Origin of the sequence: Mesorhizobium sp. WSM3879 (assembly GCF_002294915.1) — a bacterium.
In the GTDB taxonomy this organism is placed as follows: Bacteria; Pseudomonadota; Alphaproteobacteria; order Rhizobiales; family Rhizobiaceae; genus Mesorhizobium.
Genome location: NZ_NSFZ01000001.1, coordinates 669,912 through 694,622, shown reverse-complemented (window position 1 = coordinate 694,622; position 24,711 = coordinate 669,912). Strand labels below are relative to the sequence as shown.

The window sequence follows — 24,711 nt, the reverse complement described above, 5'->3', positions numbered from 1 at the left end:
GCTGTCGGCTTGCACTTACTTTGGCAGATAGGTCTCGTAGGGCGTGTCGTTGATCAGCAGGATCACGCATTCGGTGTCGGACAGGCAGGCATCGTCATGCATCTCGTTGGCTTTCTGGGTCCAGTAGGAGCCCGGCGGCAACTCGACCCTGGTCGCCTCGCCGCCTTGGATCTGCCAATGCGCCCAGAGCCCCTTGATGACCACGGCGCGATAGTCGGCGGTGTGCGCGTGGACCGGTGCGCGCCAGTTCCCGGGAACTTTGAGCAGCGTGCCGGCCGCGCCCTCGGTCCGCGAGCCCCATAGCGGGCCGAGGCGCTGCGGCTGGTCCGGCGCTTCAACGACATAAGGGATCTTGTCGGCCGGCAAATAGCTGTCTTCGAGTCCGAATGCCTGCCCCGGAGAGATGGTGAGCGCGGCGAGCGCAAGCGCTGCGAGTTGATTAGCCATGAGCGGTTCCTCCTGCGGTCAGCTTAGGCAATCCCTGTCGGTGAAGAATGACGCGTCGTCCAAAAGACTTGGCAATTCCTCCAGCCTGGTAGCGACCTGAACGCCGGCTGTCAGGATTGCTCGCCGCCGCCGCCGTTGCGCAGATGGCTCGGCGCGACACCCATCACCCGCTTGAAGGCGCGGCTGAAGGAAGCTTCCGAATCGTAGGCCAGTTTCGCCGCCACGACAGACACCCGCAGCCCGTCGCGGGCGAGCCATTGCCGTGCCTGATGCATGCGCACGCGCAGCACATATTTGGCCGGCGTCTCGCCGACCACGGTGGCGAAGCGCTGCGCGAAGGCGGAGCGAGACGCGCCCATCAATCGGGCCAGGCCCCCGACCGTCCAATCGCGGTCGGGCTGCAGATGAATAGCGGCGAGCACCTTGCCGACGTCAGGATTGCGCACCGCGGCGATCCATCCGGTCGCGTCGCCGCAGCCGTTCTCTACCCAGGAGCGGATGATTGTGGCGGCGAGCACGTCAGCCAAGCGGGCGAGAATGCCGCCGGAGCCGACCCGGTCCATCGTCACCTCGCCGGCCATCGCATCGAGCAGATGCTGGATGCCCGGGGCGTTCGCCATCAGCTTATGCGCCTGCATCAGGTCGGGCATCATGTCGAGCAGCGGATGCGAGCCGTCGAGATTGAAATGCATGCTGCCGCAAAACAGCAAGGTCTTGCAGCCGTCGCAGCCGTTGGAGACGTCATAGATGTTCTCGCAGACCGGCTCGATCGTGTAGCGGCCGATCGGCACGGGCGGAACGCCCGGCGCGCTCGCCAGCACATGCTCGTCGCCACGCGGGATTAGGAGCGCGTCGCCGACCGAGAGCTCGATCCATTCCTTGGCCGGTGAGAACAGCCAGCAGCCCTGTTGGCCGATGAAATGGAACCGCGCCGCCTTCTGCGCGGGGAAGGAAACGGCCCACGGTTCGCCCAGCACGCAGCGGCCATAGTCGACGCCGTCGAGCCGCAATCCGCGCAGCATGTCGGTCAGCGGATCGCCGGACGCCGGGAATGTGGTTTTGGACGAATTGTAATTCATTTCGGCGTTTCTAACATGGAAACTCCAGCCGGTCACTCCCTATGTTGCGATGCAGCGTCGCGCGCCAGGCCTGTAACGGGTGGATCCCGAACTGGCGGTCTTCCAAATGGCGCCGCAAAACAGATCGGAGATTTTCCCATGACCGAACCCGCCACAGGCGTCATCGATGCCGCCGTTCTCGATAGAACCGAAGCCGAGGAGCGAAGCGAGCCTGTATGGGGCGCGGTGGTCTCGCTGGCGCTCGGCGTGTTTGGCTTGGTGACAGCCGAATTTCTGCCCGCCAGCCTGCTGACGCGGCTGGCGCAGGATCTCGGCGTCAGCGAAGGCGCCGCCGGCCAGGCCGTGACGGCGACGGCCGTCGTCGGCGCGATCGCAGCACCCACGATGGCCATCGTCACCAAGCGGCTGGACCGCAGGCTGGTCATGTGGCTGCTCACCGTGCTTCTGATCGTCTCCAACCTGCTTGCCGCCTTCGCCTCCTCGCTCACGATGCTGCTTCTGGCCCGCGTGGTCCTGGGCGTCGCGCTGGGCGGCTTCTGGTCGATGTCGGCCGCCATGGCGATGCGGCTGGTGCCGATGCGGCTGATGCCGCGCGCCATGTCGATCATCCTGACCGGCGTATCGGTGGCGACCGTCACCGCGGCGCCGGTCGGCGCCTATGTCGGCGACATCTGGGGCTGGCGCACGGCCTTCATGATCGCGGCGGTCGTCGGCGCGCTGACGCTGCTCGTACAGCTTGCCACCATCCCCAGCCTGCCGCCGACGGCCGTGGCGAGCTTTCGCACGCTGATCGAGGTACTGAAGCGGCGGACGATCCGCATCGCCCTGCTGGTCGTGCTGCTCGTCGCCTCGGGACAGTTTGCCGGCTTCACCTATGTGCGGCCATTCCTGGAGACGGTGCCGGTCATGCCGATCGAGACCATCTCGCTGGTGCTGCTCGCCTATGGCATCGGCGGCTTCTTCGGCAATTTCGCCGGCGCCTTCCTGGCCGAGCGCAATCTGAAGCTTGCGGTCGGATTGGCGCCGCTGCTGATCGCGCTGTCGGCGCTTGCCATGCTCACCATCGGCGCTTCACCGGTGATTGCAGCGATCGCAGTTGCAGCATGGGGCTTTGCCTTCGGCGCGGTGCCGGTCGGGCTGCAGACTTGGCTGGTGCGCGCCGCTCCCGACCAGGCCGAGAGCGCCGGCGGCCTGATGGTCGCGACGTTCCAGGTGGCGATCGCGCTGGGCGCAGTCTTCGGCGGCCTGCTGGTCGATCATGCCGGCGTCGCCAGCGCATTCGGCTACGGTGCCATGGCAACGCTGCTCGCGGCGCTGGTGACTTTCGCCGTCGGGCCGAAACAGGTTGATTAACCTTGGGCCGACAAGCCAGCCGGTACGGCCGGCTTGTCGGCAGAGCGATGCAGTCTGGACTAAGCCGAGCGGCCGTCGAACTCGAATACCTCGATGGCGGCGTGATCGATGCCGTCGAGGCAATTGATGTTGATGTAGGCGCTGCGCTCGCTGCCTTGACTGACATCCTCGGCGAAGGGATGGATGCCGCAAGTCCGGCAGAAGCGATGCGCGATCAAGCCCTTGCCGAAGGTGTATTTGCCGAGGTCGTCGCCCCAGGCAACCAGGCGCATGCTGGCGTGCGGCACGGCCCAAAGCAGCGCCCCCTTGCGCGCGCAGATCGAACAGTTGCAGCGCACGGCGCGGCCGAGCTCGCCTGCGACCTCGAAAGCCACCTTGCCGCAGTGGCAACTGCCTTTGTACAGCATCAGTCTCTTTCCTATCGCTGGCAGGTGCAAAGGCACCCTTGCCGGGTTATCCATCCGCTAGCCAAATCGGCTGCCTTAAAAGACGTTGCATCCTTGCGGAGTCCGACATCGACATGCAATCCGTGCGCGACCGTCTCGAAATCATCCTGTCACGTCTTGCCAATCGCGCGGCTGACGAAAAGGTCTACGTCAAGCTCTATGCGCAGGCGGCGCTCGCCGCAGCGGATGCAGCCGACGCGCGGCAAAGAGCCGGCGTCTGCCTCGGGCCGCTCGATGGCGTGGTCGTGTCGATCAAGGATCTGTTCGATGTCGCCGGCGAGCCGACCCGGGCAGGCTCGGAGATGTTCGCCGGTGCTCAGCCCGCCGCGCAGGACGCGGCGATCGTGCGCCGGCTGCGCCAGGCGGGCGCGGTCATCCTCGGCAAGACCAACATGACCGAATTCGCCTTCACCGCGATCGGCGACAACCTGCACTACGGCACGCCGGGCAATGCGGCGGATGCCAGCCTGATCCCGGGCGGTTCTTCATCCGGCGCCGGCGTTGCGGTGGGCGAAGGCAGCAGCCAGATCTCGATCGGCTCGGACACGGGCGGCTCGGTGCGCATTCCGGCCTCGCTCAACGGCGTCGTCGGCTTCAAGCCGACGGCCCGGCGCGTGTCCTTGGACGGCGCGTTTCCCTTGTCGGCGACACTGGATTCGATCGGTCCGCTCGCCCGCAGCGTCGCTGATTGCGCGGTTGCCGACGCGATCATGGCGGGGGAGGAGCCGGTTCCCCTCCAGCCGATCCCGCTCGCCGGTCTGCGCATCGGCGTTCCGCGCGGCCGGCTGTTCGACGACACGCTAGCGGAGGTCGCCGCGGCCTTTGAGGCCTGCACCGGCCAAATGGAGCGGGCAGGCGCACGCGTCGCCGATCTGTCGATCGATGACCTTATCGGCGGGATGCGCGCGGCGACCGTGCGCGCCTCGATCGCGTCGATGGAGGGTGCGGAGGTGCATGCCGACTGGCTGGCGACCGGCGCCTCGGTGCCCGTGGACCCACATGTCAGCGGGCCTTTGTCGCGCGCGCTGACGGTTCCCGCTTCCGCCTATATCAGGACAATCCGCCGCCGGGCGGAACTGGTCGCGGCCATGGCGGAACGGCTGCAAGCGGTCGACGCGCTTGCTCTGCCGACCGTGCCGATGGTCGCGCCGTCGATCGCGGCGATGGCCGGCGACGAAGCGCTACGCGGCAGGACGGAAGGCTTGCTCCTGCGCAACACGCAGGTCGCCAACCAGTTCGATCTCTGTGCAATCTCGCTGCCGATGCCGGGCACGAAGCTGCCGGCTGGGCTGATGCTGGTGGCGAGGCATGGGCACGACCGACGTCTGCTCGGAATTGCTGCCGCGGTGGAGGCTTTGCTGAGCGGTTAACGTCGTGACAGGGACGCAGTCAGGGGGCAGGAAAGCGCCGACGGTAACGCTCGATCACTTCCGGATTCCGCAGGTTGACCGGCAGCTTGTCGGCAAGCACCAGCAAGGCCTCGTTCGCCGCGCCGACGCCCATGCGCATCATCGATTCCTCGGTGATGCCGGCCATATGCGGAGTGATGATGACGTTGTCGAAGCTGAAATAGGGATGGCTCGGCGGCAGCGGCTGGGTCGCAAAGACGTCGAGCGCCGCACCGCCGATGCGGCCACTTCGCAGGGCTTCGATCAGCGCCTCGTCATCGACCACCGGCCCGCGCGAGACATTGATCAACAGCGCATTGGGCTTCATGCGGGCGATGCGCTCGCGGCTGATCAGGCCGCGGGTCTCCTCGGTCAGCGGGCAGCAGAGCACGATGATGTCGCTCTGCTCGACCAGCGCGTCGATCGACAGGAAGCCGACGCGCTCGGGCGCCGGCCGCAGGCTACGCGTCGTCGCCACGACATTGAGGTCGAAGCCGTGCGCGGCGATGTGGCCGACGGCCTGGCCGACGGCGCCAAGGCCGACGATGCCGATCGTCTTGCCGGCGAGCTCGCTGGTCGAATTGGCATGCTCGCGCCCGGCGAGCCAGCCCCTGGCGCGCAGGACGCGATCCATCATGCGGAAGCGCCTGAGCAGCGCCAGCGCCGTGAACATTACATGTTCGGCCACCGAGCGGGCATTGACGGCCGGCACGTTCGCCACCAGCACGCCGGCGGCGGTGGCCGCCTCGACCGGGATCATGTCCAGTCCCGCGCCATGGCGGATCGCGGCGCGCAACAGGGACGCGCCTGCGAACAGCTCCGGCGGCAGCGGCGCTCGGACGATGACGATGTCTGCGTCTTTCGCCTCGGCAGCCAGTGTTTTTGCATCGAGCGCGGAGGCGACGACCAGCCGGCCGGCTCCCGCCAGCATGCTTGTCGCGCGCGGATGTAGCGGGTGCGTCGACAGGATCTTGCGCATGAAGCTCAGGCCCTTTCGAGCGCCGCGCTTTTCGGCTCGGTCCAGCGACCTTCGATGATCCCCTTCCAGTAGCTCTCGGCGCCTTGCAGGTGCGCACTCATCAGCGCCTGGGCGAGGTTGCCGTCGCGGCGCAACAGCGCCTCGTAGATCTGGATGTGTTCGGCATGCGAGCGCATGCTGCGCTCCAGATCGTTGAAATAGATCGGCAGGCGCTGCTCGCCCATCAGGTAGTAGACGCTGCAGATGTTGTGAAAGACGCCGTTCTTGGTCGCTCGCACGATCTCGAGGTGGAACTCGCGGTCTTCCTTGGCGAGGCCTTCGCCGGCGGCGATGCGCTCCTCGGAAGCCTTCAGGATCTCGCGCAGCCGCTCGAAATTCTCCTCGGTGGCGCGTGAGCAGGCAAGCTCGGCCGCCTTGATCTCGTGGATCTTGCGCAGCTCGACGGTCTCGTAGATCTGCACCGGATCGAGCGGCAGGCCCGCGCGGGCGAAAAGCGCTAACGCTTCCACGCTCGCCTGCTTGGTATCGATATAGATGCCGGACTTGGCGCGGCGCTCGACGATGCGCATCGCTTCGAGGATGGCAAGCGCCTCGCGGATCTGGCCGCGGCTGACGGCGAAATGCTCCGCCAGCTCGCGCTCCGACGGCGTGCGGCCCGACTCCTTGTCCGAGTTGGAGAACAGATAGGCGGCGAGTTCCGCAAGAAGGTTCTTTTCTTTCATCGTCAAATGCGTAGCGCGTGCGCCTCCAGGAATCGCTCCGAAACGGTGAAACCCAATCCGGGCTTTTCAGGGATCGCTATCATACCGTCCTTTGCTTCGACAGTCTCCTCGACGAGATCGTGGATCATCGGATTGGCGCCGAGCGAATACTCGACGATGAAGGTCGCGGGGGAAGCCGCGCAGACATGCAGTCCGGCGAAGAAGCAGGGCGCGCCGGCCCACAGATGCGGCGCGAAGCGCAGGTTGAAGGCGCTGGCTATGGTGCCGATCTTCATCGCCTCGCTGATGCCGCCGCAGAAGGCGGGATCAGGCTGGAAGATGTCGGCCGATTTCAGCACGGCCAGATCGCGAAAGGCATAGCGGGTCGCCTCGCTCTCGCCGGTGGCGATCGGGGTCGAACCGGACGCGCGCACCTCGGCCATGCCGGGCTTGTCGTCGGCGATCACTGGCTCCTCGAACCAGGCCAGATCGAGATCGGCGGTGAGGCTGATGAAGCGCTTGGCCTCGGCGACGGTGTAGGTGCCGTGCGCGTCCACCATAAGTTCGACATCAGGGCCGATCGCTTCCCTGGCGGCGCGGACGCGCGCGGCCGAGATCTGGGGCGCGCCGTCCATGGCGCCGATGCGCATCTTCAGCGCCTTGAAGCCGCCTTTAGCGATATAGGACTTGAGCTGGTCGCCGATGGTATCGGCTGGCGCCCAGCCGCCCGAGGCATAGGCCTGCATGCGCTCGACCTTGCGGCCGCCGAGCAGCCGCCAGACCGGCTGCCCCAGCGACTTGCCGAGAATGTCCCAAAGCGCGATGTCGACGGCGCTGATCGCCGCCACGCTCATGCCGCGCCGCGCCAGCTGGGGCATGGCATGGCCGGCATGGGCCGCCGTGTGGTGTCGCACGCCGTTGTAGAGCATCTCCCAGATGATACCGATATCGGCCGGATCGCGGCCGATGAGCTGCGGCGCAATTTCGTGGTTCAGCATGTGGACCAGCGCGCCATAGCTGCCGGCGCTGCCGGCGGCGTTCTTGCCCTCGCCCCAGCCGACCAGGCCGTCATCGGTCTCGACGCGCAGGATGGCGGCGTCGAACGTCGTCACCTGACCGAAGTCGCTGCGATGCTGCTTTGCGACTTCGATCGGTATGCGAACCCACCAGGCCTGGACGCTTTTTATACGCATCTTGATCCCCGGACCCGCCGCCCAGCGAGGACGGTAGGGCTAAGCTCCAATCGGACCGTCTACTTGATCAGCGGCAGCAGCGTTTCGGCGGTGATGCGCATCTGATCGGTGTAGAACTTCTCGGTGAGCACGCTGGAGCCGTGATCCTGGATGAATTTGAGCTGCTCGGGCGAGATGTCGACCGGGTTGCGCTCCACCATCTCCGGATAAGGGGCGGCCGGCGTGCGGTCGACCGGCGCGACGAACTCGTTGGTCAGCGCGCCGTCATAGCCGATCTCCTTCAGCGTGCCCACGATCTTCGGCCAGTCGATCTGGCCGAGACCCGCGGCAAAGCGGTTGTTGTCGGCGACATGGAAGTCGTAGAGGCGCTTGCCGACCTGGCGGATGGCGTCATAGACGTTAAATTCCTCCATATGGATGTGGTAAGCGTCGAGGCAGACGCCGCATTCCGGGCTCACCGCATCCGCGAGCGCGAGCGCCTGGGCACCACGATTGAAGAGGTAGGTCTCGAAGCGGTTGAGCGGCTCGACGGCGATCTTGACGCCGACCTTCTTGGCATGCGCGAAGCATTCGCGCGTGGCGTCCACCACCCAGCCCCACTCTTCCGCCTCGGTGCCGTCGGGCACCACCTTGCCGACGGTGGCGGGAACCAGCGTGATGATCTCGCCGTCAAGCTCGCTCACCATGGTCAGCACGTCCTTGACATATTGCACCGATCGCTCGCGCTGGCCCTGGTTCTTGGCGGCAAGGTTGCGTTCGCCCAGCATCAGCGTCACCGAGCCCCAGCAACGTATGCCGTGCTCCTTCAGGAGCGCGCGCGTTTCCTTGGTCTTGTACTGCTCGGGCTCGCCGGAAATCTCGATCGACTCATAGCCGAACTTCTTGATGCGCTTCAGCGTCACCTCCAGCGGCTCCGCCCGCATCCAGTTGTGCGTCGAAAGATGCATGGTCTATCCTCCCAGAATTCCCCTGTCACGTTTTTCGCGGCGTTCTCCACCGAGCCCGTCGCATGATCTCCTCCCCACGGCGTTCCAGTGCTTTTTTCTCGAAACTGGTTCGACCAATTGGGCCTGACAGAACCTCTACAGCAAATTCACAGTAACGGCAAGGAGACCGCCTATTGGGCTCAGCTCATCAATCAATTCTTTGATTTGAATAGATTAAGCTGCCTTTCAGCAATCGTGCGGATCGCATTCCAGTCTTCTCTGGCCGCTTGACCAAACAGCCATATTTGGTAATACCAGAATGCCGCTGCCTGTCGGCGCTGAGACGAACGATCGAAGAGGCTAGCCCTCGCTTCAATCGGCGCTATGCTTGGTCCATGAAAACGAGAGAGGAGGATGCCGATGCCGACGACGATGAAGGGTCCCGGCCTGTTTCTGGCGCAGTTCGCGGGCGACGCCGCGCCGTTCAATTCGCTGGCCTCGATCACCAAATGGGCGGCCGGGCTCGGCTACAAGGGCGTACAGATTCCGACCTGGGACGGACGGCTGTTCGACCTGAAAAAGGCGGCGTCGTCGAAAAGCTATTGCGACGAGGTCAAGGGCATCTGCACTGAAGCCGGCGTCGAGATTACCGAGCTGTCGACGCACCTGCAGGGCCAGTTGGTGGCGGTGCATCCGGCTTACGACGCGCAGTTCGACGGGTTTGCGCCGCCCGAGGTGCACAACAATCCGAAGGCCCGGCAGAAATGGGCGGTCGAGCAGATGGAATTCGGCGCCAAAGCATCGAAGAATCTCGACCTCAAGGCGTCGGTGAGCTTCAGCGGCGCGCTCGCTTTCCCATACCTCTATCCGTGGCCACAGCGGCCGCCTGGGCTGATCGAGGAAGCGTTTGCCGAGCTTGGCAAGCGCTGGAAGCCGATCCTCGACGTCTATGATGAGAACGGCGTCGATATCGGCTACGAGATCCATCCAGGCGAGGACGTGTTCGACGGCGCGACCTTCGAGATGTTCCTCGACGCGGTCGGCGGCCACAAGCGTTGCAACATCAATTACGACCCGTCGCACTTCCTGTTGCAGCAGCTCGACTATCTCGAGTTCATCGACATCTACCACGAGCGGATCAAGGCCTTCCACGTAAAGGATGCCGAGTTCAACCCGACCGGGCGCCAAGGCGTCTATTCGGGCTATCAGGGCTGGGTGAACCGTGCCGGGCGTTTCCGTTCACTCGGCGACGGGCAGGTCGATTTCAGCGGCATCTTCTCCAAGCTCACCCAGTACAACTACGATTCCTGGGCGGTGCTGGAATGGGAATGCTGCCTCAAGCATCCTGAAGACGGCGCGGCCGAAGGCGCACCCTTCATCCAGCATCATATCATCCGGGTCACCGAGAGGGCCTTTGATGATTTCGCCGGCGGCACCAGCGACAAGAAGCTGCTGCGCGCGATGATGGGGATTTAGCACCTTTATCCTCCCCTCGAGGGGAGAGTGGCCCAAAGGGCCGGGCTGGGTCGGTTTATGCCGAGATCCACGCCCGGCGACCCCACCCGATCCGCTGTGCGGATCGACCTCCCCTCAAGGGGGAGCTAACCAACATGAGGGAGAACGAAAGCATGGTCGGCGCATCGAAATCGGAAACGGGAGGCGGCCCGATCCGCTACGGCATGGTCGGCGGCGGGCAGGGCGCTTTCATCGGCGCGGTGCACCGGATTGCGGCGCGCATGGACAACGACTTCGTGCTGGTGGCCGGCGCGCTGTCGTCGGACCCGGCGCGCGCGAAGGCCTCGGCCGAAGAACTCGGGCTCGATCCGTCACGCAGCTACGGCTCATATGCCGAGATGGCCAAGGCCGAAGCCAAACGCCCGGACGGCATCGAGGCAGTGGCGATCGTCACGCCCAACAATGTGCATGTGCCGGCGGCCAAAGCCTTCCTCGAGGCGGGTATCCACGTCATTTGCGACAAGCCGCTCGCGACCTCGCTCGCCGAGGCGAAGAAGCTTGCCGCGCTGGTCGAGAAGGCTGGAAAGGTGTTCGTGCTCACCCACAACTACACAGCCTATCCGATGGTGCGGCAGGCGCGCGAGATGGTGGCCAAGGGTATGCTCGGCGACATCCGCATCGTGCAGTCGGAATATCCGCAGGACTGGCTGACCGAAGACCTAGCCGCGACCGGTCAGAAGCAGGCCTCATGGCGCTCCGACCCCAAGCAGGCCGGCGCCGGCGGCGCGCTCGGCGACATTGGCACGCACGCCTACAACCTCGCCCGCTTCGTCTCGGGGCTGGAGCTCGATTCCCTTTCGGCCGACCTCGACGCCTTCGTGCCGGGACGCCAGCTCGACGACAATGTCAATGTGCTGTTGCGCTTCAAGCCGGTTGGCAACAAGCATCCGGCCAAGGGCATGATCTGGGCGAGCCAGGTGGCGCCCGGCCACGAGAACGGGCTGAAGCTGCGCATCTACGGCTCGAAGGGCGGGCTCGAATGGGTCCAGGCCGACCCGAACTATCTTTGGTACACGCCCTTCGGCCAGCCGAAGCAGTTGCTGACCCGGGCGGGCGCCGGCGCGATGCCGGTAGCGGCGCGCGTCAGCCGCGTGCCCTCCGGCCATCCGGAGGGCTATCTCGAAGGTTTTGCCAACATCTACCAGGAGGCGGCCCGCGCCATCCGCGCGGCGCGCAAAAAGGGCGCCAAGCTTGCCAAGGATGTCGCCTTCCCGACGATCGCGGACGGCGTCGAAGGCATGGCCTTCATAGAGGCGTGCGTGAAGTCTTCGAAGAAGAACGGGGCGTGGACGAGGCTATAAAGGCGGGCTCGGCGACGGCACGGGCCGGATGAGGGGGATTGTGACCCGCTAGCGCAAGTGGTTGGCCGCAGAGGAGGGGTGTCGATGAAAATCGGCATGTGCATGTTCTTGTGGACGACGAGCGTCTCGAAAAAGCACGAGGCGCTGCTGAAGGACATCAAGGCAACCGGCTTCGACGGCGTCGAGATACCGGTCTTCGCGGGCGAACCGGATGACTACCAGAGGCTCGGCGAGATGCTCGATCGTATCGGACTGGAGCGCACCGCGGTCTCGGCGATGGGCGACCCGGCGATGAACCTGATCTCTGCGGATACCGCGACGCGCAAGGCCGGCATCGATTACATGAAATGGGCGATCGACTGCAGCGCGGCGCTCGGCGCGGACAGGCTGAGCGGGCCGCTGCATTCCACGCTGGGCGCCTTTTCCGGGAGCGGGCCGACAGCGGCCGAGAAGAAGCGCTCGGTCGCCTCGCAGCGGGCCATTGGCGATCATGCCGGCAAGAGGGACGTCACCATCGGGCTCGAAGCGCTCAACCGCTTCGAGTGTTATCTGGTCAACACGATGGACGACCTGTCCGAGCATATCGACGCGATTGACCGGCCGCACATCAAGGCGATGTACGACACTTTTCACGCCAATATCGAGGAGGCCGACCCGATCGGCGCCTATACGCGCAATCGCCGGAACGTCGTCCACATCCACATCTCGGAAAACGACCGCGGCGTGCCGGGGCGCGGCAACATCCCCTGGAAGGAAACTTTCGCGGCGATCCGCAAGAGCGGCTATGACGATTGGCTTACGATCGAGTCGTTCGGCCGATCACTGAAGGATCTGGCGGCTGCGACCAAGGTGTGGCGGGATTTCGCAGAGAGCCCGGAGGCAGTTTATCGCGAAGGGTATCGGCATATCAGAGATGGGTGGAAGGCTGCCGCTTAAATGCCCTCTCCATTCGTCATCCACGGGCGGAGCGGGAGCGAAGCGGACGCCGAGACCCGAGGATCCATTCCGTGACGTCGACGCTCCGCCACGATGCAATTCTGCACCGGCTGCATTCTACGGCTTAGGGAACGGCATTACTGTGTTCATGCGAAGGCTGTTTTGTCTCGAATGATGGCATTGAGGACGACCAGGAGCTTCCTTGCAACGGCGATGATGGCCAGTTCTTGGACCCTGAGCGGGCTGCGAGGTTTGTGCGGCATCGAGACGATCGGTCCTGGCGCGCCGTCTTGTCGACTTCGCATAGTGGTGGGTGTGTGCCGGGTTGTGCGGCGAGAACGGCACGCCGGACTTGGCCAGCGCATGGCGCAACAACCGCTCATGGACGCCCGTCGCCTCCGACTAGCCTTCGACATCCGTCATCAAGGGCGACAACCCCTGAGGTCGTCATCCACGGGCGGGTCGGGCCTCCCTATCCGACCTCGATAACCGCTTTGATCAACCCGGATTTTTCGTGCGCCCAGCGCGCTAGATCGCGCGGCGTATCGGCAAGGGTCGTGCGGTGGGTGACGAGTTTCTCCAGCGGCACGGCGCCGTTGCGGATCGAGGCGGCGACATGGTCGAAGTCTGCTCTGAGCGCATTGCGGCTGCCGACCAGCGTCATCTCGCGCTTGTGAAACTCGGGATCGGAGAAGGTGATGTCGTCCTTGACGACGCTGACCAGCACCAGCGCTCCGCCATGCGCGACATGGGTGAAGGCGGACTGAACCGACTGCGTGTTGCCGGTGGCGTCGAACACAAGGTCGAAGCCTTCGCCGCGGGACGCCTGCCGCACCAGATCGGCAGCCGGCGCTTTCGAGCCGTCGAGTGCGGCAAAGCCGAGCTCGCTTTCGGCGAAATCGAGCCGTTCGGTGCTCATGTCGAGCAGGCTGACATCGAGGCCGGCGATGCGGGCGAACAGTGCCGTGCCAAGGCCGATCGGACCGGCGCCGATGACCAGCGTGCGCTGGCCGGGCGCACTCAGCGAGCGCCGCACGGCGTGTGCGCCGATGGCCAGGAATTCGACGGCGGCGGCATCGGCCAGCGATAGGCCATTTGCTGGATAAAGGTTCTGCCCCGGCACCAGGATCTCGTCGCACATGGCGCCGTCGCGATGGACGCCAAGCACCTCGATCTGCACGCAGCAGTTCGGCTTGCCGTGCCGGCAGGCAACGCATTTGGCGCAGGCGAGATACGGGTTGATGATCACCGGCTCGCCGATGGCAAGCTCGACGTCTTCGCCTCGCTCGACGACGGTGCCCGAGACCTCGTGGCCCATGATGCGCGGATAGGCGAGGAACGGGTGCTTGCCTTCGAAGATGTGATAGTCGGTGCCGCAGATGCCGACATGGCTGACTGCGATCCGCGCCCAGCCGGGCGGCGGCGCGCCAGGTTCGGCGCGGTCTTCGAGAACAAGGTCGCCAGGCGAGCGGCAGACGACGGCTTTCATGCGCTGATCCAGTGTTTAAGGGGCGTCGGCCCCGCTCGATCGGGGCCGGCGCGTCATTTCAGGAACGATTATTTGCCGCGACGGCGCAGGCCGTCGAAGTAGACGATGACGATGATCAGCAGGCCGGTGATGACGCGCTGCCAGAAGGTGTTGACGTTGAGCAGGTTGGCGCCGTTGTTGATCGTCGAAAGAATGAAGGAGCCGATCAGCGGTCCATGCACCGAGCCGATGGCGCCGAACAGCGAGGTGCCGCCGATCACCGACGAGGCGATAGCCTGCAGCTCATAGGTGTCGCCCTGGGTCGGGTTGCCGATGCCGATGCGCGAGGCAAGCAGCACACCCACGAAAGCCGCGAGCAGGCCGGACAGGATATAGGCCATGAAGATGGTGCGCGGCACGTTTACGCCGGAAAGGCGCGCTGCCTCCGCATTGGAGCCGACCGAGAATAAATAGCGGCCCCAGCGCGTGTGGTGCAGGAACACGTAGGACGGTATGGCGACCAGGATCACCATCCAGAACAGATAGGGGATGCCGAGAAGCGAGCCGCGCGAGAAGGCCTGGAAAGGGTCGCTGTTGATCGAGATCGAATTGCCGTTGGTCATCAAGAGGCCGATGCCGCGCAGCGACGTCATCGTGGCCAGGGTGATGATGAAGGGCGGCAGGCCCATCTTGACGATGCCGAAGCCGTGGAACAGGCCGATGGCGACGCCGGCGAGCAAAGTAATGAGCACAGCCGCCCAGATCGGCCAGCCGGCATTGATCAGAAGCGCCACGATGACGGTGGTGAAGCCGACCACGGCACCGACCGAGAGATCGATGCCGCCGGTGATGATGACGAAGGTCTGGCCGACCGCGAGGATGGCGATCAGCGAACCCTGACGCAAAAGATTGGTGATGTTGAGCGTCGTGGCGAAGGAGGGTGTGGCGACCGCCAGCACGATCCACATCAAAAGCAACAAGCCGAGCAGCGTCAGCCCGAACAGGGCGTTGTAATTGCGCTTCGGCTTTTCGGCGGGGATCGCCTCGGTGCTCATTTTCGTCCTCCCGTCTTTTCTTGTTTCTCGGCCAGCGCTTGGCCCAAAATGTCCTCATGGCTGGCGGTGCGGAAGCCATGCGTGGCGACCAGCTTGCCGCGGCGGAACACATGCAGCGTGTCGGCGAGCTCGTAGACTTCCGGCAGGTAGGACGAGATCAGGATGATGCCGGCGCCCTTGGACAGAAGCGTCGAGAACAGCCGGTAAATCTCGGCCTTGGTACCGACATCGACGCCGACCGTCGGCTCGTCGAAGATGAACAGCTTGGCGCCATGCGCCAGCCATTTGCCGATGACGATCTTCTGCTGGTTGCCGCCCGACAGGCTGGAGGCCAGCGCGTGGCGGGTCGGCGTCTTGATCCTGAGATCGGTTATCTGGCGATCGGCCTCGGCCTTCTCGCGCGAGCCTGAGATCAGAAGATTGCTCGAGATGCGCTTGTAGATCGGCAGGTTGAGATTCGTGCCGACCGGCAGGTTGAGGCAAAGGCCTTGGTCGCGGCGGCTTTCGGGGGCGAGGGCCATGCCGAGCCTTATCGCGTCATGCTCGGAGTTGACTTGCACCTCCTTGCCTTGCCACAGGATCTGACCGGCCGACTTCCTGTGGCGGCCGTAAAGCGTGGTGACGAACTCGCTGCGGCCGGCTCCGATCAAGCCGTAAAGTCCGACGATCTCGCCCGCGCGGACAGTCACCGAGACGTTCTCGAAACCCTTGCCGGAGAGATTCCGCGTCTCGACGATCGTCGCGCCCGGCGTGAAATGCTCCTTGTGGTAGATCTGCTCGATCGAGCGGTTGATCATCAGCTTGACCAGTTCCGGCTCGCTGGTCTCGGCTATGTTGCGCGTGCCGACGAGCGTGCCGTCGCGCAGCACCGAAACGCGATCGGCAAGCTCGAACACCTCCTCCATGCGGTGGCTGATATAGATGATGGTGACGCCTTCGCCCTTTAGCCGGCGGATCAGCTTGAACAACTGGTCGGCCTCCTTGCGGGTCAAGTAGGCGGTCGGCTCGTCGAAGATGAGGAACTTTGTGCCGCGTACCGTGGCGCGGGCGGCGGCGATCAGCTGCTGCTGGCCGATGGTGAGGTCGCCGAGCATAACATGCGCTGGCAGGTCGAAGCCGAGGCCATCGATTATCTTCTGCGCTTCCTTCACCATGGCGCGCTGCTGCAACAGACCGAAGCGGGAATTCTCCTCACCGAGGAACATGTTGGCGGCGACGGTGAGGTGGCGGCAAAGCACGACCTCCTGGTGGACGGCATTGATGCCGAGCGCCATCGCCTCGTGTGGCGTGGCCAGGGCCTCGGGCTTACCTTCCCAGACGACTTCGCCGGAGGTACGCGGCATGACGCCGGTTAAAAGCTTTATCAGCGTCGATTTGCCGGCGCCGTTCTCGCCGACGATGGCGTGGATCTCGCCCGCCTTGAAGGCAAGGTCCACCGGCTTCAGCGCATGCGTGCCGGGATAGCGCTTTTCCAGGCCTTTCAACTCGAGGATGGTCCTGCCCGGTTTCAGCGTGGGGGGCGGGTGCAGTTCCTGCGCCGTCGACGTCATGACAATCCTCCCAGATTGATCCAACCGTTGGATACGCAGCGATGCGTCTGGCGCGCATCTAGAAGGCAGAGCCTAAAGCTAGCCGGCGGATTTCCAAACTGTCCGCCGAGATGTTTCCGGGGCGGCGAAGCCCCGGAAACGAATGTCGCGAAGATCAGTTGAGCTTCGGGTTGAGCAGCGCGTCGATCTTCGGATCCTTCATGTTGTCCTTGGTGACGAGATTGGCGCCGGTGTCGACATTGGCCTCGACCTTCTCGCCCTTCGAGGCGGCTAAAGCGGTCTTGATGCCGTCGTAGCCCATCCGGTACGGATCCTGGACGACGAGGCCGGAGATGACGCCGTCGTTGAGGAACTTGATCAGCTTCTCGTCGCTGTCGAAACCGATCAGCGCAACCTTGCCGGCGAGGTTGTTCTCGGCGATCGCCTGGCCGACACCCTGCGCCATGATCAGGTTCGAGGCGAAGATGCCCTTGAGGTCCGGATTGGCGGTGATCAGGTCGGTCGCGATGTTGAGGCCGGTGGTGGCCTGACCGTCGGCATATTTGTCGGCGACCAGTTCGAGGCCGGGATATTTCGCCTTGAGCTGTTCCTTGAAGCCTTGCGCACGCTGCTCGAGCGAGCCGGCGCCGGGCAGCGCGGTGATCAGCGCAACCTTGCCCTCGACCTTGCCGCCATTGGCGGCGCCGATCGCGGCAGCGAGACCGTCAGCGGCGACACGGCCGCCCTGGACGTTGTCGGTGGTGAGGAAGGAGGTGAAGGCCTTGGATTCGGCGCTGGAGTCGATGCCGATGACCTTGACCTTGGTCGCCGCTTCGTCGATCGGCTTGCCGAGCGCCTTGGCCTCGGTCGGCGCGATCACGATCGCGGCCGGATTGCCGGCGACGGCGTTCTCGAGGATCGAGATCTGACCGTTGACGTCGGTTTCGGCCTGGGCGCCGAGTTCCGGCACGTTGATGCCGAGATCCTTGCCGGCCTTGCGGGCGCCGGCCAGCACGATCTGCCAGTAGAATGAAGTGGTGTCCTTGACGATGATTGGGATGGTCACGTCGGCCGCCGAGGCGGGTGCCGAATGCATCGCACCGGCGAGCATTGAGGCGGCGGCTAAAGCCACGAAGGCGCGGCGGTTGAGAAGGCTGGTTACGAATTTCATTAGGTTCCTCCCTAAAATCGCCCGGTGAAGGTTCGGAAGCTCCATCTGGATAGGCGCAAGCCAAACAGAACTTTATCAATAAAAAACATTTGCTCGATTTTGATAGTGCATTGCCCGGATCGATGCAAGCGGTGTCTCATGCCGTTTGCGTGATGGCGTGGCAGCTGATCGGTCTGCTGGATCTCCGCATCTCAGCCAAGCTGCTGGACGATCGTATAAGGATCGTATTTGGCAAATTCCGCCGCCGCTACCTTGACATCCAGCAGTTCGAGATTGCGCGTCAGATTAGCGGGCTTGGCGGTGCCGGTCAGCACCGAGGCAACGACAGGCTCGTGCAGAGGGAATTGGAACGCGGCAGCGGCCAGCGGATAGCCACCTCCGATGGCGATGCGCTCCATTGCGCTGACGCGGTCGAGAATATCCCTGCTCGCCGGCAGATAATCGAAATGCGCGCCATGCACCGGTCCCGTCGCCAATATGCCCGAGTTGAAGACGCCGCCGATGATCAGCGAGGTCCGCCGCTCGCGGCAAAGCGGCAGCAGGTCGGCCTCGGCGCTGCGGTCAAGCAGCGAATAGCGGCTGGCGAGCAGGATGCAGTCGAGCGGCGCGCGGCGAAGCACGTCGAGGCAGATCTGGACCTCGTTTACGCCCAGGCCGTAGGCGGAAATCGTGCCGGACGATTTCAGCTCCTCCAGCGCCTTCAGCCCGCCGTCCATCAGCTGACGGAAATGCAGCTTCGTCTTTTCGACGCCATGCGTGTAGACGCCGATGTCGTGGACGAACAGGATGTCGATCTTGTTGAGGCCGAGCCGCGCGTAGGAAAAATCCACCGAGCGCATGATGCCGTCATAGGAATAGTCGTAGTCGAGCGCGAAGGGCAGCGGATCGACATAGGAGTGATCGGGAACCTGGTCCTCCGGCACCGGCCGGAACAGGCGGCCGACCTTGGTCGAGAGCACATAGGAGGAGCGCGGCTTCTCACGCAGGAAATCGCCTGTGCGCCGCTCCGACAGGCCGAAGCCGTAGAAGGGCGCGGTGTCGAAGTAACGCAGCCCGCCGTCCCAGGCCGCTTGCAGCGTTTCCATTGCGGGCTCGCGCGGACAGGCGCGATAAAGGCCGCCGATGGCGGCGCCGCCGAAGCTGACTTCGGTGACTTCGAGCGCGGTCGTGCCGATCCGGCGTTTGTTCATCAAAGCCTCCCTTTGCCGTTCGACCGGCGGTCGTTTCGAATGTCTAGAGCGTCGCGCCGAGATGCCAGGGCACGAACTCGTTGTCGCCGTAGCCGAACGCCTCGCTCTTGGTCTTGCGTCCGGACGCCGTCTCGATGATCAGCTCGAAGATCTCGCGGCCCATGCCGGCGATCGTCTTCTCGCCGGAAGCGATGACACCGCAATTGACGTCCATGTCCTCTTCCATCTGGTGGTACATGGTCGAGTTCGTGGCGACCTTGATCGACGGCGTCGGACGGCAGCCGAAGCAGGAGCCGCGGCCGGTGGTGAAGACGATGACATTGGCGCCGCCGGCCACCTGGCCGGTGGCCGAGACCGGATCGTAGCCGGGCGTGTCCATGAACACCAAGCCGCTGCCGCTGACCTTCTCGGCGTAACCGAAGACGCCGTTGAGCGGCGTCTGACCGCCCTTGGCAACAGCACCCAGCGACTTCTCCAGGATCGTGGTCAGGCCGCCGCGCTTGTTGCCCGGCGAGGGATTGTTGTCGATCGAGGCGCCGTGCTTGGCTGTATGGTCCTCCCACCATTTCACAAAGCCGTCGAGCTTGGCGGCGATCTCGGGCGAGGCGGCGCGATAGGCAAGCAGATGCTCGGCGCCGTAGATCTCGGTCGTCTCGGACAGGATGCCGATGCCGCCGCAGCCGGCCAGAATATCGACCGCCGCGCCCAGCGCCGGGTTGGCGGTGATGCCGGACATGCCGTCCGAGCCGCCGCATTGCAGGCCGACGACGATCTCGCTGACCGGGATTGGTTCGCGCTGCAACTGGCCGACTTCCTCGGCGATCTCGGCCAGCACGCCCATCGCCCGCTCGACGGATTTGCGCGAGCCGCCGGCCTCCTGGATGTTAAAGTGCCGTTTTCCCGCCGCGACGCCCTTTTGGCCATAAAGGGTGAGCTGGTTGACCTCGCAGCCCAGACCGACCATCAGCACGCCGCCGAAATTCGGGTGGCGGGCATAGCCGGCCAGCGTGCGGTGCAGCACCATCATGCCGTCGCCGGTGGCGCTCATGCCGCAGCCCTGGCCGTGGACGATGGGCACGAAACCGTCGATGCCTGGATATTTCGGCAAAAGCGTGCGATTGGCCTCGTCGGCGATTGCATGGCAGACGGTGGACGAGCAATTGACGCTGGCGATGATGCCGATGAAGTTGCGCGTTCCGGCGCGACCATCGGCGCGGCGATAGCCCATGAAGGTGCGCTTGCGGTCCGCTTCGGTGGCGTGCTCGGCCTCGCTCGGCGGCACCACCGGCAAGCGGCCGCTCTCGAACACCAGATTGTGCGAGTGGACGTGCTCGCCCGGCGCAATGGCTTGAGTGGCGCGGCCGATCGCCTGCGCATATTTCACCACCGCTTCGCCCGCCGCGATCGGCTTGATTGCCACCTTGTGCCCTGGGTCGATCGCCGCCACCGCAACCGCGCCGCCGGGCAGCGCCGCACCGATCTCGATGCGGCCATTGGCGACCGCGACATTGTCGGCGGGGGAAAGAAGAATGGTGCTTGCGGCGTTCACGGGCGGCTGTCCTGGGTAAACCTGGGAGTGTGGGCGGATTGACATGCGCCCGTTTGAGGATAATGTCTTTTATCGTGAAAAAACATTTTTGCGTCAATTGTTTTTTCATCGCGCGCCGCGCGCCGTTGAGTGCATGGCCGCCCGTTTGGTAAAGCCGGCGAAATTCGTTCCGCATTTCGGAGGCTTGCGCTAGGAACACCGATCATATTGCGCTTTCGGCCGGCTGCCGCAAGCGTTGGGGATACGGGGCATGTCGAAGAGCAACAACGTCTACAAGGACGCCTTCAACCGCGGACTGCGGCTGCTCGACGAAACCAGGAGCCTGCCGTCCGAGCCCGAGCTCGGAACGCTGCTCGGCGTCAGCCGCACCACGGTGCGCAGCATTCTTTCGCGCATGGAAGAAACCGGGCTGATCGCCTGGAACAAGCGCAACAAAACGGTGCTGCGGGCGCCGAAGGCGGAAGATTTCTTCCCCGAGGAAGAGACCGACTCGCTGGCCGAGATCATCGAGCGCTCCTTCATGCGCCGGCTGCTCGCCGGCGGCGCGGAAGCAGGCATGCAGATCAACGAGCTCGAGCTGGCGCGCGAGATCGGCGTCGGCACCACCAGCGTGCGCGAATTCCTGATCCGCTTCTCGCGCTTCGGTTTGATCGAGAAGCGGCGCAACAGCCACTGGGTGCTCAAGGGCTTCACCCGCGCCTTCGCGCTTGAGCTGACTGAGATCCGCGAGATGTTCGAGCTGCGTTCGGCGGCTGCCTTCGTCGCGCTGCCGCAGGAAAGCGCGGTCTGGGCCGATCTTGACCGGCTGGAGATCGAACATCGCCAACTGGCGAGCGAGATCGCGACGCGCTTCAACGAATTCTCCGAGCTCGATGAGCGCTTCCACCGGCTGATCCACCGCGCCTCGCACAACCGCTTCATCGTCGATTTCTACGATGTGATCGCGATGATCTTCCACTACCACTACCAATGGAACAAGGCGCAGGAACGCGAGCGCAACGAGGTCGCGGTCCAGGAGCATCTCGCCTATATCGCGGCGCTGAAATCGCGCGATCCCGCCAAGGTGGACGCCGCCTGCCGCAAGCATCTGAAGTCGGCGCGCCAGACGCTGTTGAGCTCCATTCCGGAAGGGCGGCAGGTGCAGCCCGCCTGATCAGGCGCGTCGCGCCGCGTTGCCGCAGCCCGGTTTTGCCGATTTTCCGGCCGCCGCCCCCATGCTAGGCTCGGTCGAATTGCTGGAAAGAGGCAGGTCATTTGAATATCCGGCTGAGACGATGGAGCATGCCGGCCGCGTTCGTCGCGGCGCTGCTGCTGTTGCTTCAGTCGGCGCTTGGCGCCTTCGCCTTTGGCGCGCCTTCAAAGCTCGATGCCTTCGGCAACGTCATCTGCACGCATGACGGGGCGGTCAAGCTTCCGGGTAACGATCCGCACCGGCAGCACATGCCGGCCTGCTGCCTGGCTGGCTGCAGCATGGTTTCGCCGGCGCATCTGCCGCCGCCGGATACCCGTGCGCCCGCCAGGGTGCTGGTGTTCGACGCGGTCGCTTTCCCGCCTTTGGCCTTCCGGCATCTCGATTTTGCCCGCGACCGCTCTCCGGCCAATCCGCGCGCGCCGCCGGCCGCAGTCTGACAAAAACCCGCGAAACCTTTCGCGGGCGCATTCATCCAAGATCAGACTGCTCGCGGCCGGATCACGGCGCGATCCCATACTCATGGAGCAACCATGTCCAATCTTCTTCCCGCATCGCGAGCGCAAGCTCGTCCGCGCGGTTTCGAACGGCTCGGCCTTGCCGTGTTCGCTCTTCTTCTGTTCGCATGCGTTCCCGGCGCCCAGGCGCATGAATTCAAGGCCGGTGACCTGGAAGTCGGACACCCGTGGTCCCGCGCAACGCCGCCCGGCGCCAAGGTGGCCGGCGGCTATTTCACCGTCACTAACAAGGGCGGCTCGCCCGACCGGCTGCTGTCGGTTTCCTCCGACATCTCCGACAAGGCCGAATTGCATGAGATGAGTGTCAAGGACGGCGTCATGACTATGCGGCCGGTGAGCGGCGGGCTCGTGATCCCGGCCGGCGGCAAGGTCGCACTGAAGCCGGGTGGCTATCACCTGATGTTCATCGGCCTGAAGCGACAGCCCAAGCAGGGCGAGAAATTCCCTGCCACGCTGACCTTCGAGAAGGCCGGCAGCATCAAAGTCGAGTTCGCCGTCGAGGGCATGGGCGAGATGGGCAGCATGGACGATCACGCCGAGTGATCATTTCGAAATTAGAGGGACAATTCATGAAGAAGTATCTTTTGGCGGTGGGCGCGGTTCTGGCGCTCGGAACAAACGCCGCGCTTGCGCACATCACGCTCGAAACCCAGGAAGCGGCCGTCGGCTCGACCTATAAGGCCGTCCTGCGCGTGCCGCATGGCTGCGAGGGCAAGGCGACGACCGCGGTGCGCGTGCAGATTCCGGAAGGCGTCATTTCGGTCAAGCCGATGCCAAAGCCCGGCTGGACGCTGCAGACCAAGAAAGGCCGATACGAGAAATCCTACCAGCTCTATGGCGAGACGCTGACCACCGGCGTCAAGGAAGTCGACTGGAGCGGCGGCAACCTGCCGGACGAATTCTATGACGAGTTCATTTTCCGTGCTTCGCTCGCCGCCGATCTTCCGGCCGGCCAGATGCTCTATTTCCCGGTGGTCCAGGAATGCGGCGATGCCGCCGATCGCTGGATCGAGATTCCGGCGGCGGGACAGGATGAGGATGCACTGGAAAATCCGGCGCCCGGCATCAAATTGCTGCCGAAGAAATGATCTCTCGATGGCGCGTCCCATTCGGGCGCGCCGTCCCTTCTCGAAAGACCGCATGAACGCAGCAGCAACTTTCCCAATCCGCCTGACGGGCATGCGCATCGGGCCAGTCGCCAGCGGCCTGTTCGCGGCTTTCGTACTCGTGCTGCTGCTGGTGCTACCCGGCCGCGCCCTCGCGCATGCGGCCTTGGTCGCGACCGATCCGCCCGATGGTGCGGTGCTGTCGCAGAGTCTGGCGCGGTTCTCGCTGACCTTCAGCGAGCCGGTTTCGCCCCTGGTGCTCACTCTGGTGCGGCCGGACGGCACGCAACTTTCGCTGACCTCCTTCCGGCTCAACGATCAGACCGTCGAGATCGATAATCCGGAGACGCTCAAATCCGGCACGCATGTGCTGAGCTGGCGGGTGATTTCGGAGGACGGCCATCCGGTCGGCGGCTCGGCGCTGTTTTCCGTCGGCGCGCCAAGTGCTGCGCCGGTAGCGGGCGACGCCGTCGATTTGTCGCTGCGCACGGCAATCTGGATCGGCAAGCTCCTTCTCTATGCCGGGCTGTTCCTCGGCGCCGGCGGCGCCTTCGCGCTCGCCTGGCTCGCTGGAGACTGTCGCTGCGGCCAGGGTTTCGTTATCGGCGCTCTTCTGTGCGGACTGGCCGCCGCCCCGTTCTCGCTCGGATTTCAGGGGTTGGACGCGCTCGGCGCGCCGCTCGCCCGGTTTGCGGCGCCCACCGTGTGGGAGACCGCGCTTGCCACCAGCTTCGGCTGGACGGTGCTTGCCGCCCTGATTGCACTCGGCCTTGCCTTGCTGTCCCTCGCCGGACCGCGCGCTCTTGGCAAGCTGCTTGCGCTCGCCGGGCTCGTCGGTGTGGGCACGGCGCTTGCGGCAAGCGGCCACGCCAGCGCCGCCGAGCCGCAATGGCTGACGCGGCCGCTCGTTTTCCTGCATGGCACAGCCATCGCCTTCTGGAGCGGCGCGCTCGCGCCGCTCGGCCTTGCGTTGCGCTATCAGCCGGCGGAGGCCAAAATCTTCTTGCGCCGGTTTTCGCGCGCGATCCTGCCCGTGGTTGCCGTGCTTGCGATAAGCGGCATCGTGCTGGCGATCATCCAAGTGCGCGAACCGGCAGCGCTCATCAACACCGCCTATGGCCGCCTGCTGCTGCTGAAACTGGCCCTGCTTTTGTTCCTGTTCACCCTTGCCTCCGTAAACCGATGGACGCTGACCGCGCCGGCCGAAACGGGCGACACGGAAGTGCAGCGGCGGCTGGTGCGTTCGATCGGCATCGAGACGCTGATCGTGCTTGCCATCTTCGGCGTCGCCGCCGGCTGGCGCTTCACGCCGCCGCCACGCGCGCTGGCGATCGCCGCAGCGCAGCCGGCCTCGATCCACATCCACACCCTGCAGGCGATGGCCGATCTCAGCATCACGCCCGGCCATGCCGGCCAGGTTGCCGCCTCGATGGTGATCATGACCGGCGATTTCGGCCCGATGGATGCCAAGCAGGTGACCCTGGTGCTGTCGAAGCCGGATTCCGGCATCGAGCCGATCAAACGGCCGGCGACGAAACGCGGCGACGGCACCTGGCGCGTCGAGAATCTCGTCATCCCGCTGCCCGGCCGCTGGAACGCCCGGCTCGACATCCTGGTTTCCGATTTCGAGATGGTGAAGATTGAAGCGCCAATTGATATCAGAGCCGACTGA

The 24,711-nt window shown here is 64.5% G+C and carries 23 protein-coding genes; 10 read left to right on the top strand and 13 right to left on the bottom strand.

Going from position 1 to position 24,711, the window contains the following annotated elements:
- Positions 1 to 15: 15 nt before the first annotated feature.
- Both CK218_RS03340 and CK218_RS03335 read right to left on the bottom strand, forming a co-directional pair.
- Positions 16 to 447, bottom strand: coding sequence for a DUF4437 domain-containing protein (locus CK218_RS03340; protein ID WP_095826818.1), 432 nt, complete (start codon positions 445 to 447; stop codon positions 16 to 18).
- Positions 448 to 557: 110 nt separating this feature from the next.
- Complete coding sequence (locus CK218_RS03335; protein WP_095826817.1) at positions 558 to 1,526, bottom strand: AraC family transcriptional regulator; 969 nt, start codon at positions 1,524 to 1,526, stop codon at positions 558 to 560.
- 138 nt (positions 1,527 to 1,664) lie between these two features.
- On the opposite strand from CK218_RS03335, the gene CK218_RS03330 reads away from it, so the two are divergent.
- Entirely contained in the window at positions 1,665 to 2,879 is a 1,215-nt protein-coding gene (locus CK218_RS03330; RefSeq protein WP_095783570.1) for an MFS transporter, read from the top strand.
- Positions 2,880 to 2,938: 59 nt separating this feature from the next.
- Here the strand turns inward: CK218_RS03330 and CK218_RS03325 are convergent, their stop codons facing one another.
- Positions 2,939 to 3,286 carry a GFA family protein gene (locus CK218_RS03325; RefSeq protein WP_095826816.1) on the bottom strand — a complete coding sequence of 116 codons (348 nt, stop codon included), beginning with the start codon at positions 3,284 to 3,286 and terminating at the stop codon, positions 2,939 to 2,941.
- Between the two features lie 113 nt (positions 3,287 to 3,399).
- Here CK218_RS03325 and CK218_RS03320 point away from each other — a divergent pair, with 113 nt between their 5' ends.
- Positions 3,400 to 4,695: an amidase gene (locus tag CK218_RS03320; RefSeq protein WP_095826815.1), complete on the top strand. Its 1,296-nt coding sequence runs from the start codon at positions 3,400 to 3,402 to the stop codon at positions 4,693 to 4,695.
- A gap of 19 nt (positions 4,696 to 4,714) precedes the next feature.
- On the opposite strand, the gene CK218_RS03315 is transcribed toward CK218_RS03320, so the two are convergent.
- Genes CK218_RS03315 through CK218_RS03300 form a run of 4 tightly spaced genes read right to left on the bottom strand, consistent with a single transcriptional unit; the run spans position 4,715 to position 8,533 of the window.
- Positions 4,715 to 5,692: a hydroxyacid dehydrogenase gene (locus tag CK218_RS03315; protein WP_095826814.1), complete on the bottom strand. Its 978-nt coding sequence runs from the start codon at positions 5,690 to 5,692 to the stop codon at positions 4,715 to 4,717.
- Between the two features lie 5 nt (positions 5,693 to 5,697).
- A complete protein-coding gene (locus tag CK218_RS03310; protein WP_067318961.1) occupies positions 5,698 to 6,414 on the bottom strand; it encodes a FadR/GntR family transcriptional regulator in 717 nt (238 codons plus the stop codon).
- A gap of 2 nt (positions 6,415 to 6,416) precedes the next feature.
- Positions 6,417 to 7,586 carry a mandelate racemase/muconate lactonizing enzyme family protein gene (locus CK218_RS03305; protein ID WP_095826813.1) on the bottom strand — a complete coding sequence of 390 codons (1,170 nt, stop codon included), beginning with the start codon at positions 7,584 to 7,586 and terminating at the stop codon, positions 6,417 to 6,419.
- Positions 7,587 to 7,645: 59 nt separating this feature from the next.
- Positions 7,646 to 8,533, bottom strand: coding sequence for a sugar phosphate isomerase/epimerase (locus tag CK218_RS03300; RefSeq protein ID WP_066989944.1), 888 nt, complete (start codon positions 8,531 to 8,533; stop codon positions 7,646 to 7,648).
- A 399-nt stretch (positions 8,534 to 8,932) separates the two neighbouring features.
- Here CK218_RS03300 and CK218_RS03295 point away from each other — a divergent pair, with 399 nt between their 5' ends.
- The 3 genes from CK218_RS03295 to CK218_RS03285 all read left to right on the top strand — a co-directional run bounded on the left by CK218_RS03295 (position 8,933) and on the right by CK218_RS03285 (position 12,264).
- Entirely contained in the window at positions 8,933 to 9,988 is a 1,056-nt protein-coding gene (locus CK218_RS03295) for a sugar phosphate isomerase/epimerase (protein WP_095826882.1), read from the top strand.
- A 152-nt stretch (positions 9,989 to 10,140) separates the two neighbouring features.
- Complete coding sequence (locus CK218_RS03290; RefSeq protein ID WP_095826881.1) at positions 10,141 to 11,328, top strand: Gfo/Idh/MocA family oxidoreductase; 1,188 nt, start codon at positions 10,141 to 10,143, stop codon at positions 11,326 to 11,328.
- A gap of 84 nt (positions 11,329 to 11,412) precedes the next feature.
- Complete coding sequence (locus tag CK218_RS03285) at positions 11,413 to 12,264, top strand: sugar phosphate isomerase/epimerase (protein ID WP_095826812.1); 852 nt, start codon at positions 11,413 to 11,415, stop codon at positions 12,262 to 12,264.
- Between the two features lie 472 nt (positions 12,265 to 12,736).
- On the opposite strand, the gene CK218_RS03280 is transcribed toward CK218_RS03285, so the two are convergent.
- From CK218_RS03280 to CK218_RS03255, 6 genes are all read right to left on the bottom strand, one after another.
- A complete protein-coding gene (locus CK218_RS03280) occupies positions 12,737 to 13,753 on the bottom strand; it encodes a zinc-binding alcohol dehydrogenase family protein (protein WP_095826811.1) in 1,017 nt (338 codons plus the stop codon).
- 68 nt (positions 13,754 to 13,821) lie between these two features.
- Positions 13,822 to 14,787 carry an ABC transporter permease gene (locus tag CK218_RS03275; RefSeq protein WP_067004136.1) on the bottom strand — a complete coding sequence of 322 codons (966 nt, stop codon included), beginning with the start codon at positions 14,785 to 14,787 and terminating at the stop codon, positions 13,822 to 13,824.
- Positions 14,784 to 16,337, bottom strand: a complete 1,554-nt coding sequence (locus CK218_RS03270) for a sugar ABC transporter ATP-binding protein (RefSeq protein WP_095826810.1) — start codon at positions 16,335 to 16,337, stop codon at positions 14,784 to 14,786. The genes CK218_RS03275 and CK218_RS03270 overlap by 4 nt, the downstream gene beginning before the upstream one ends.
- A 154-nt stretch (positions 16,338 to 16,491) precedes the next feature.
- Positions 16,492 to 17,487, bottom strand: coding sequence for an ABC transporter substrate-binding protein (locus tag CK218_RS03265; RefSeq protein WP_067004132.1), 996 nt, complete (start codon positions 17,485 to 17,487; stop codon positions 16,492 to 16,494).
- 191 nt (positions 17,488 to 17,678) lie between these two features.
- The gene (locus CK218_RS03260) at positions 17,679 to 18,677 is read right to left on the bottom strand and encodes an aldo/keto reductase (protein ID WP_095826809.1); all 999 of its coding nucleotides are present in this window, start codon (positions 18,675 to 18,677) and stop codon (positions 17,679 to 17,681) included.
- Positions 18,678 to 18,720: 43 nt separating this feature from the next.
- A complete protein-coding gene (locus CK218_RS03255) occupies positions 18,721 to 20,226 on the bottom strand; it encodes an altronate dehydratase family protein (protein ID WP_067004128.1) in 1,506 nt (501 codons plus the stop codon).
- A 250-nt stretch (positions 20,227 to 20,476) separates the two neighbouring features.
- On the opposite strand from CK218_RS03255, the gene CK218_RS03250 reads away from it, so the two are divergent.
- From CK218_RS03250 to CK218_RS03230, 5 genes are all read left to right on the top strand, one after another.
- Entirely contained in the window at positions 20,477 to 21,379 is a 903-nt protein-coding gene (locus CK218_RS03250) for a GntR family transcriptional regulator (protein ID WP_095780099.1), read from the top strand.
- Between the two features lie 128 nt (positions 21,380 to 21,507).
- Complete coding sequence (locus tag CK218_RS03245; protein WP_095826808.1) at positions 21,508 to 21,855, top strand: hypothetical protein; 348 nt, start codon at positions 21,508 to 21,510, stop codon at positions 21,853 to 21,855.
- 93 nt (positions 21,856 to 21,948) lie between these two features.
- Positions 21,949 to 22,476: a copper chaperone PCu(A)C gene (locus CK218_RS03240; protein ID WP_095826807.1), complete on the top strand. Its 528-nt coding sequence runs from the start codon at positions 21,949 to 21,951 to the stop codon at positions 22,474 to 22,476.
- A 26-nt stretch (positions 22,477 to 22,502) separates the two neighbouring features.
- Positions 22,503 to 23,021, top strand: coding sequence for a YcnI family protein (locus CK218_RS03235; protein ID WP_095780096.1), 519 nt, complete (start codon positions 22,503 to 22,505; stop codon positions 23,019 to 23,021).
- A gap of 52 nt (positions 23,022 to 23,073) precedes the next feature.
- Positions 23,074 to 24,711: a copper resistance CopC/CopD family protein gene (locus CK218_RS03230; RefSeq protein ID WP_095826880.1), complete on the top strand. Its 1,638-nt coding sequence runs from the start codon at positions 23,074 to 23,076 to the stop codon at positions 24,709 to 24,711.

Bases quoted from the DNA above. Each gene is read 5' to 3' on its own strand.
- CK218_RS03245 (WP_095826808.1), top strand. From the start codon at position 21,508: ATGCCGGCCGCGTTCGTCGCGGCGCTGCTGCTGTTGCTTCAGTCGGCG.
- CK218_RS03320 (WP_095826815.1), top strand. From the start codon at position 3,400: ATGCAATCCGTGCGCGACCGTCTCGAAATCATCCTGTCACGTCTTGCC.
- CK218_RS03265 (WP_067004132.1), bottom strand. From the start codon at position 17,487: ATGAAATTCGTAACCAGCCTTCTCAACCGCCGCGCCTTCGTGGCTTTA.
- CK218_RS03260 (WP_095826809.1), bottom strand. From the start codon at position 18,677: ATGAACAAACGCCGGATCGGCACGACCGCGCTCGAAGTCACCGAAGTC.
- CK218_RS03240 (WP_095826807.1), top strand. From the start codon at position 21,949: ATGTCCAATCTTCTTCCCGCATCGCGAGCGCAAGCTCGTCCGCGCGGT.
- CK218_RS03340 (WP_095826818.1), bottom strand. From the start codon at position 447: ATGGCTAATCAACTCGCAGCGCTTGCGCTCGCCGCGCTCACCATCTCT.
- CK218_RS03315 (WP_095826814.1), bottom strand. From the start codon at position 5,692: ATGCGCAAGATCCTGTCGACGCACCCGCTACATCCGCGCGCGACAAGC.
- CK218_RS03275 (WP_067004136.1), bottom strand. From the start codon at position 14,787: ATGAGCACCGAGGCGATCCCCGCCGAAAAGCCGAAGCGCAATTACAAC.
- CK218_RS03305 (WP_095826813.1), bottom strand. From the start codon at position 7,586: ATGCGTATAAAAAGCGTCCAGGCCTGGTGGGTTCGCATACCGATCGAA.
- CK218_RS03330 (WP_095783570.1), top strand. From the start codon at position 1,665: ATGACCGAACCCGCCACAGGCGTCATCGATGCCGCCGTTCTCGATAGA.
- CK218_RS03290 (WP_095826881.1), top strand. From the start codon at position 10,141: ATGGTCGGCGCATCGAAATCGGAAACGGGAGGCGGCCCGATCCGCTAC.
- CK218_RS03335 (WP_095826817.1), bottom strand. From the start codon at position 1,526: ATGAATTACAATTCGTCCAAAACCACATTCCCGGCGTCCGGCGATCCG.
- CK218_RS03295 (WP_095826882.1), top strand. From the start codon at position 8,933: ATGCCGACGACGATGAAGGGTCCCGGCCTGTTTCTGGCGCAGTTCGCG.
- CK218_RS03270 (WP_095826810.1), bottom strand. From the start codon at position 16,337: ATGACGTCGACGGCGCAGGAACTGCACCCGCCCCCCACGCTGAAACCG.
- CK218_RS03250 (WP_095780099.1), top strand. From the start codon at position 20,477: ATGTCGAAGAGCAACAACGTCTACAAGGACGCCTTCAACCGCGGACTG.
- CK218_RS03285 (WP_095826812.1), top strand. From the start codon at position 11,413: ATGAAAATCGGCATGTGCATGTTCTTGTGGACGACGAGCGTCTCGAAA.
- CK218_RS03325 (WP_095826816.1), bottom strand. From the start codon at position 3,286: ATGCTGTACAAAGGCAGTTGCCACTGCGGCAAGGTGGCTTTCGAGGTC.
- CK218_RS03310 (WP_067318961.1), bottom strand. From the start codon at position 6,414: ATGAAAGAAAAGAACCTTCTTGCGGAACTCGCCGCCTATCTGTTCTCC.
- CK218_RS03280 (WP_095826811.1), bottom strand. From the start codon at position 13,753: ATGAAAGCCGTCGTCTGCCGCTCGCCTGGCGACCTTGTTCTCGAAGAC.
- CK218_RS03300 (WP_066989944.1), bottom strand. From the start codon at position 8,533: ATGCATCTTTCGACGCACAACTGGATGCGGGCGGAGCCGCTGGAGGTG.
- CK218_RS03235 (WP_095780096.1), top strand. From the start codon at position 22,503: ATGAAGAAGTATCTTTTGGCGGTGGGCGCGGTTCTGGCGCTCGGAACA.
- CK218_RS03230 (WP_095826880.1), top strand. From the start codon at position 23,074: ATGAACGCAGCAGCAACTTTCCCAATCCGCCTGACGGGCATGCGCATC.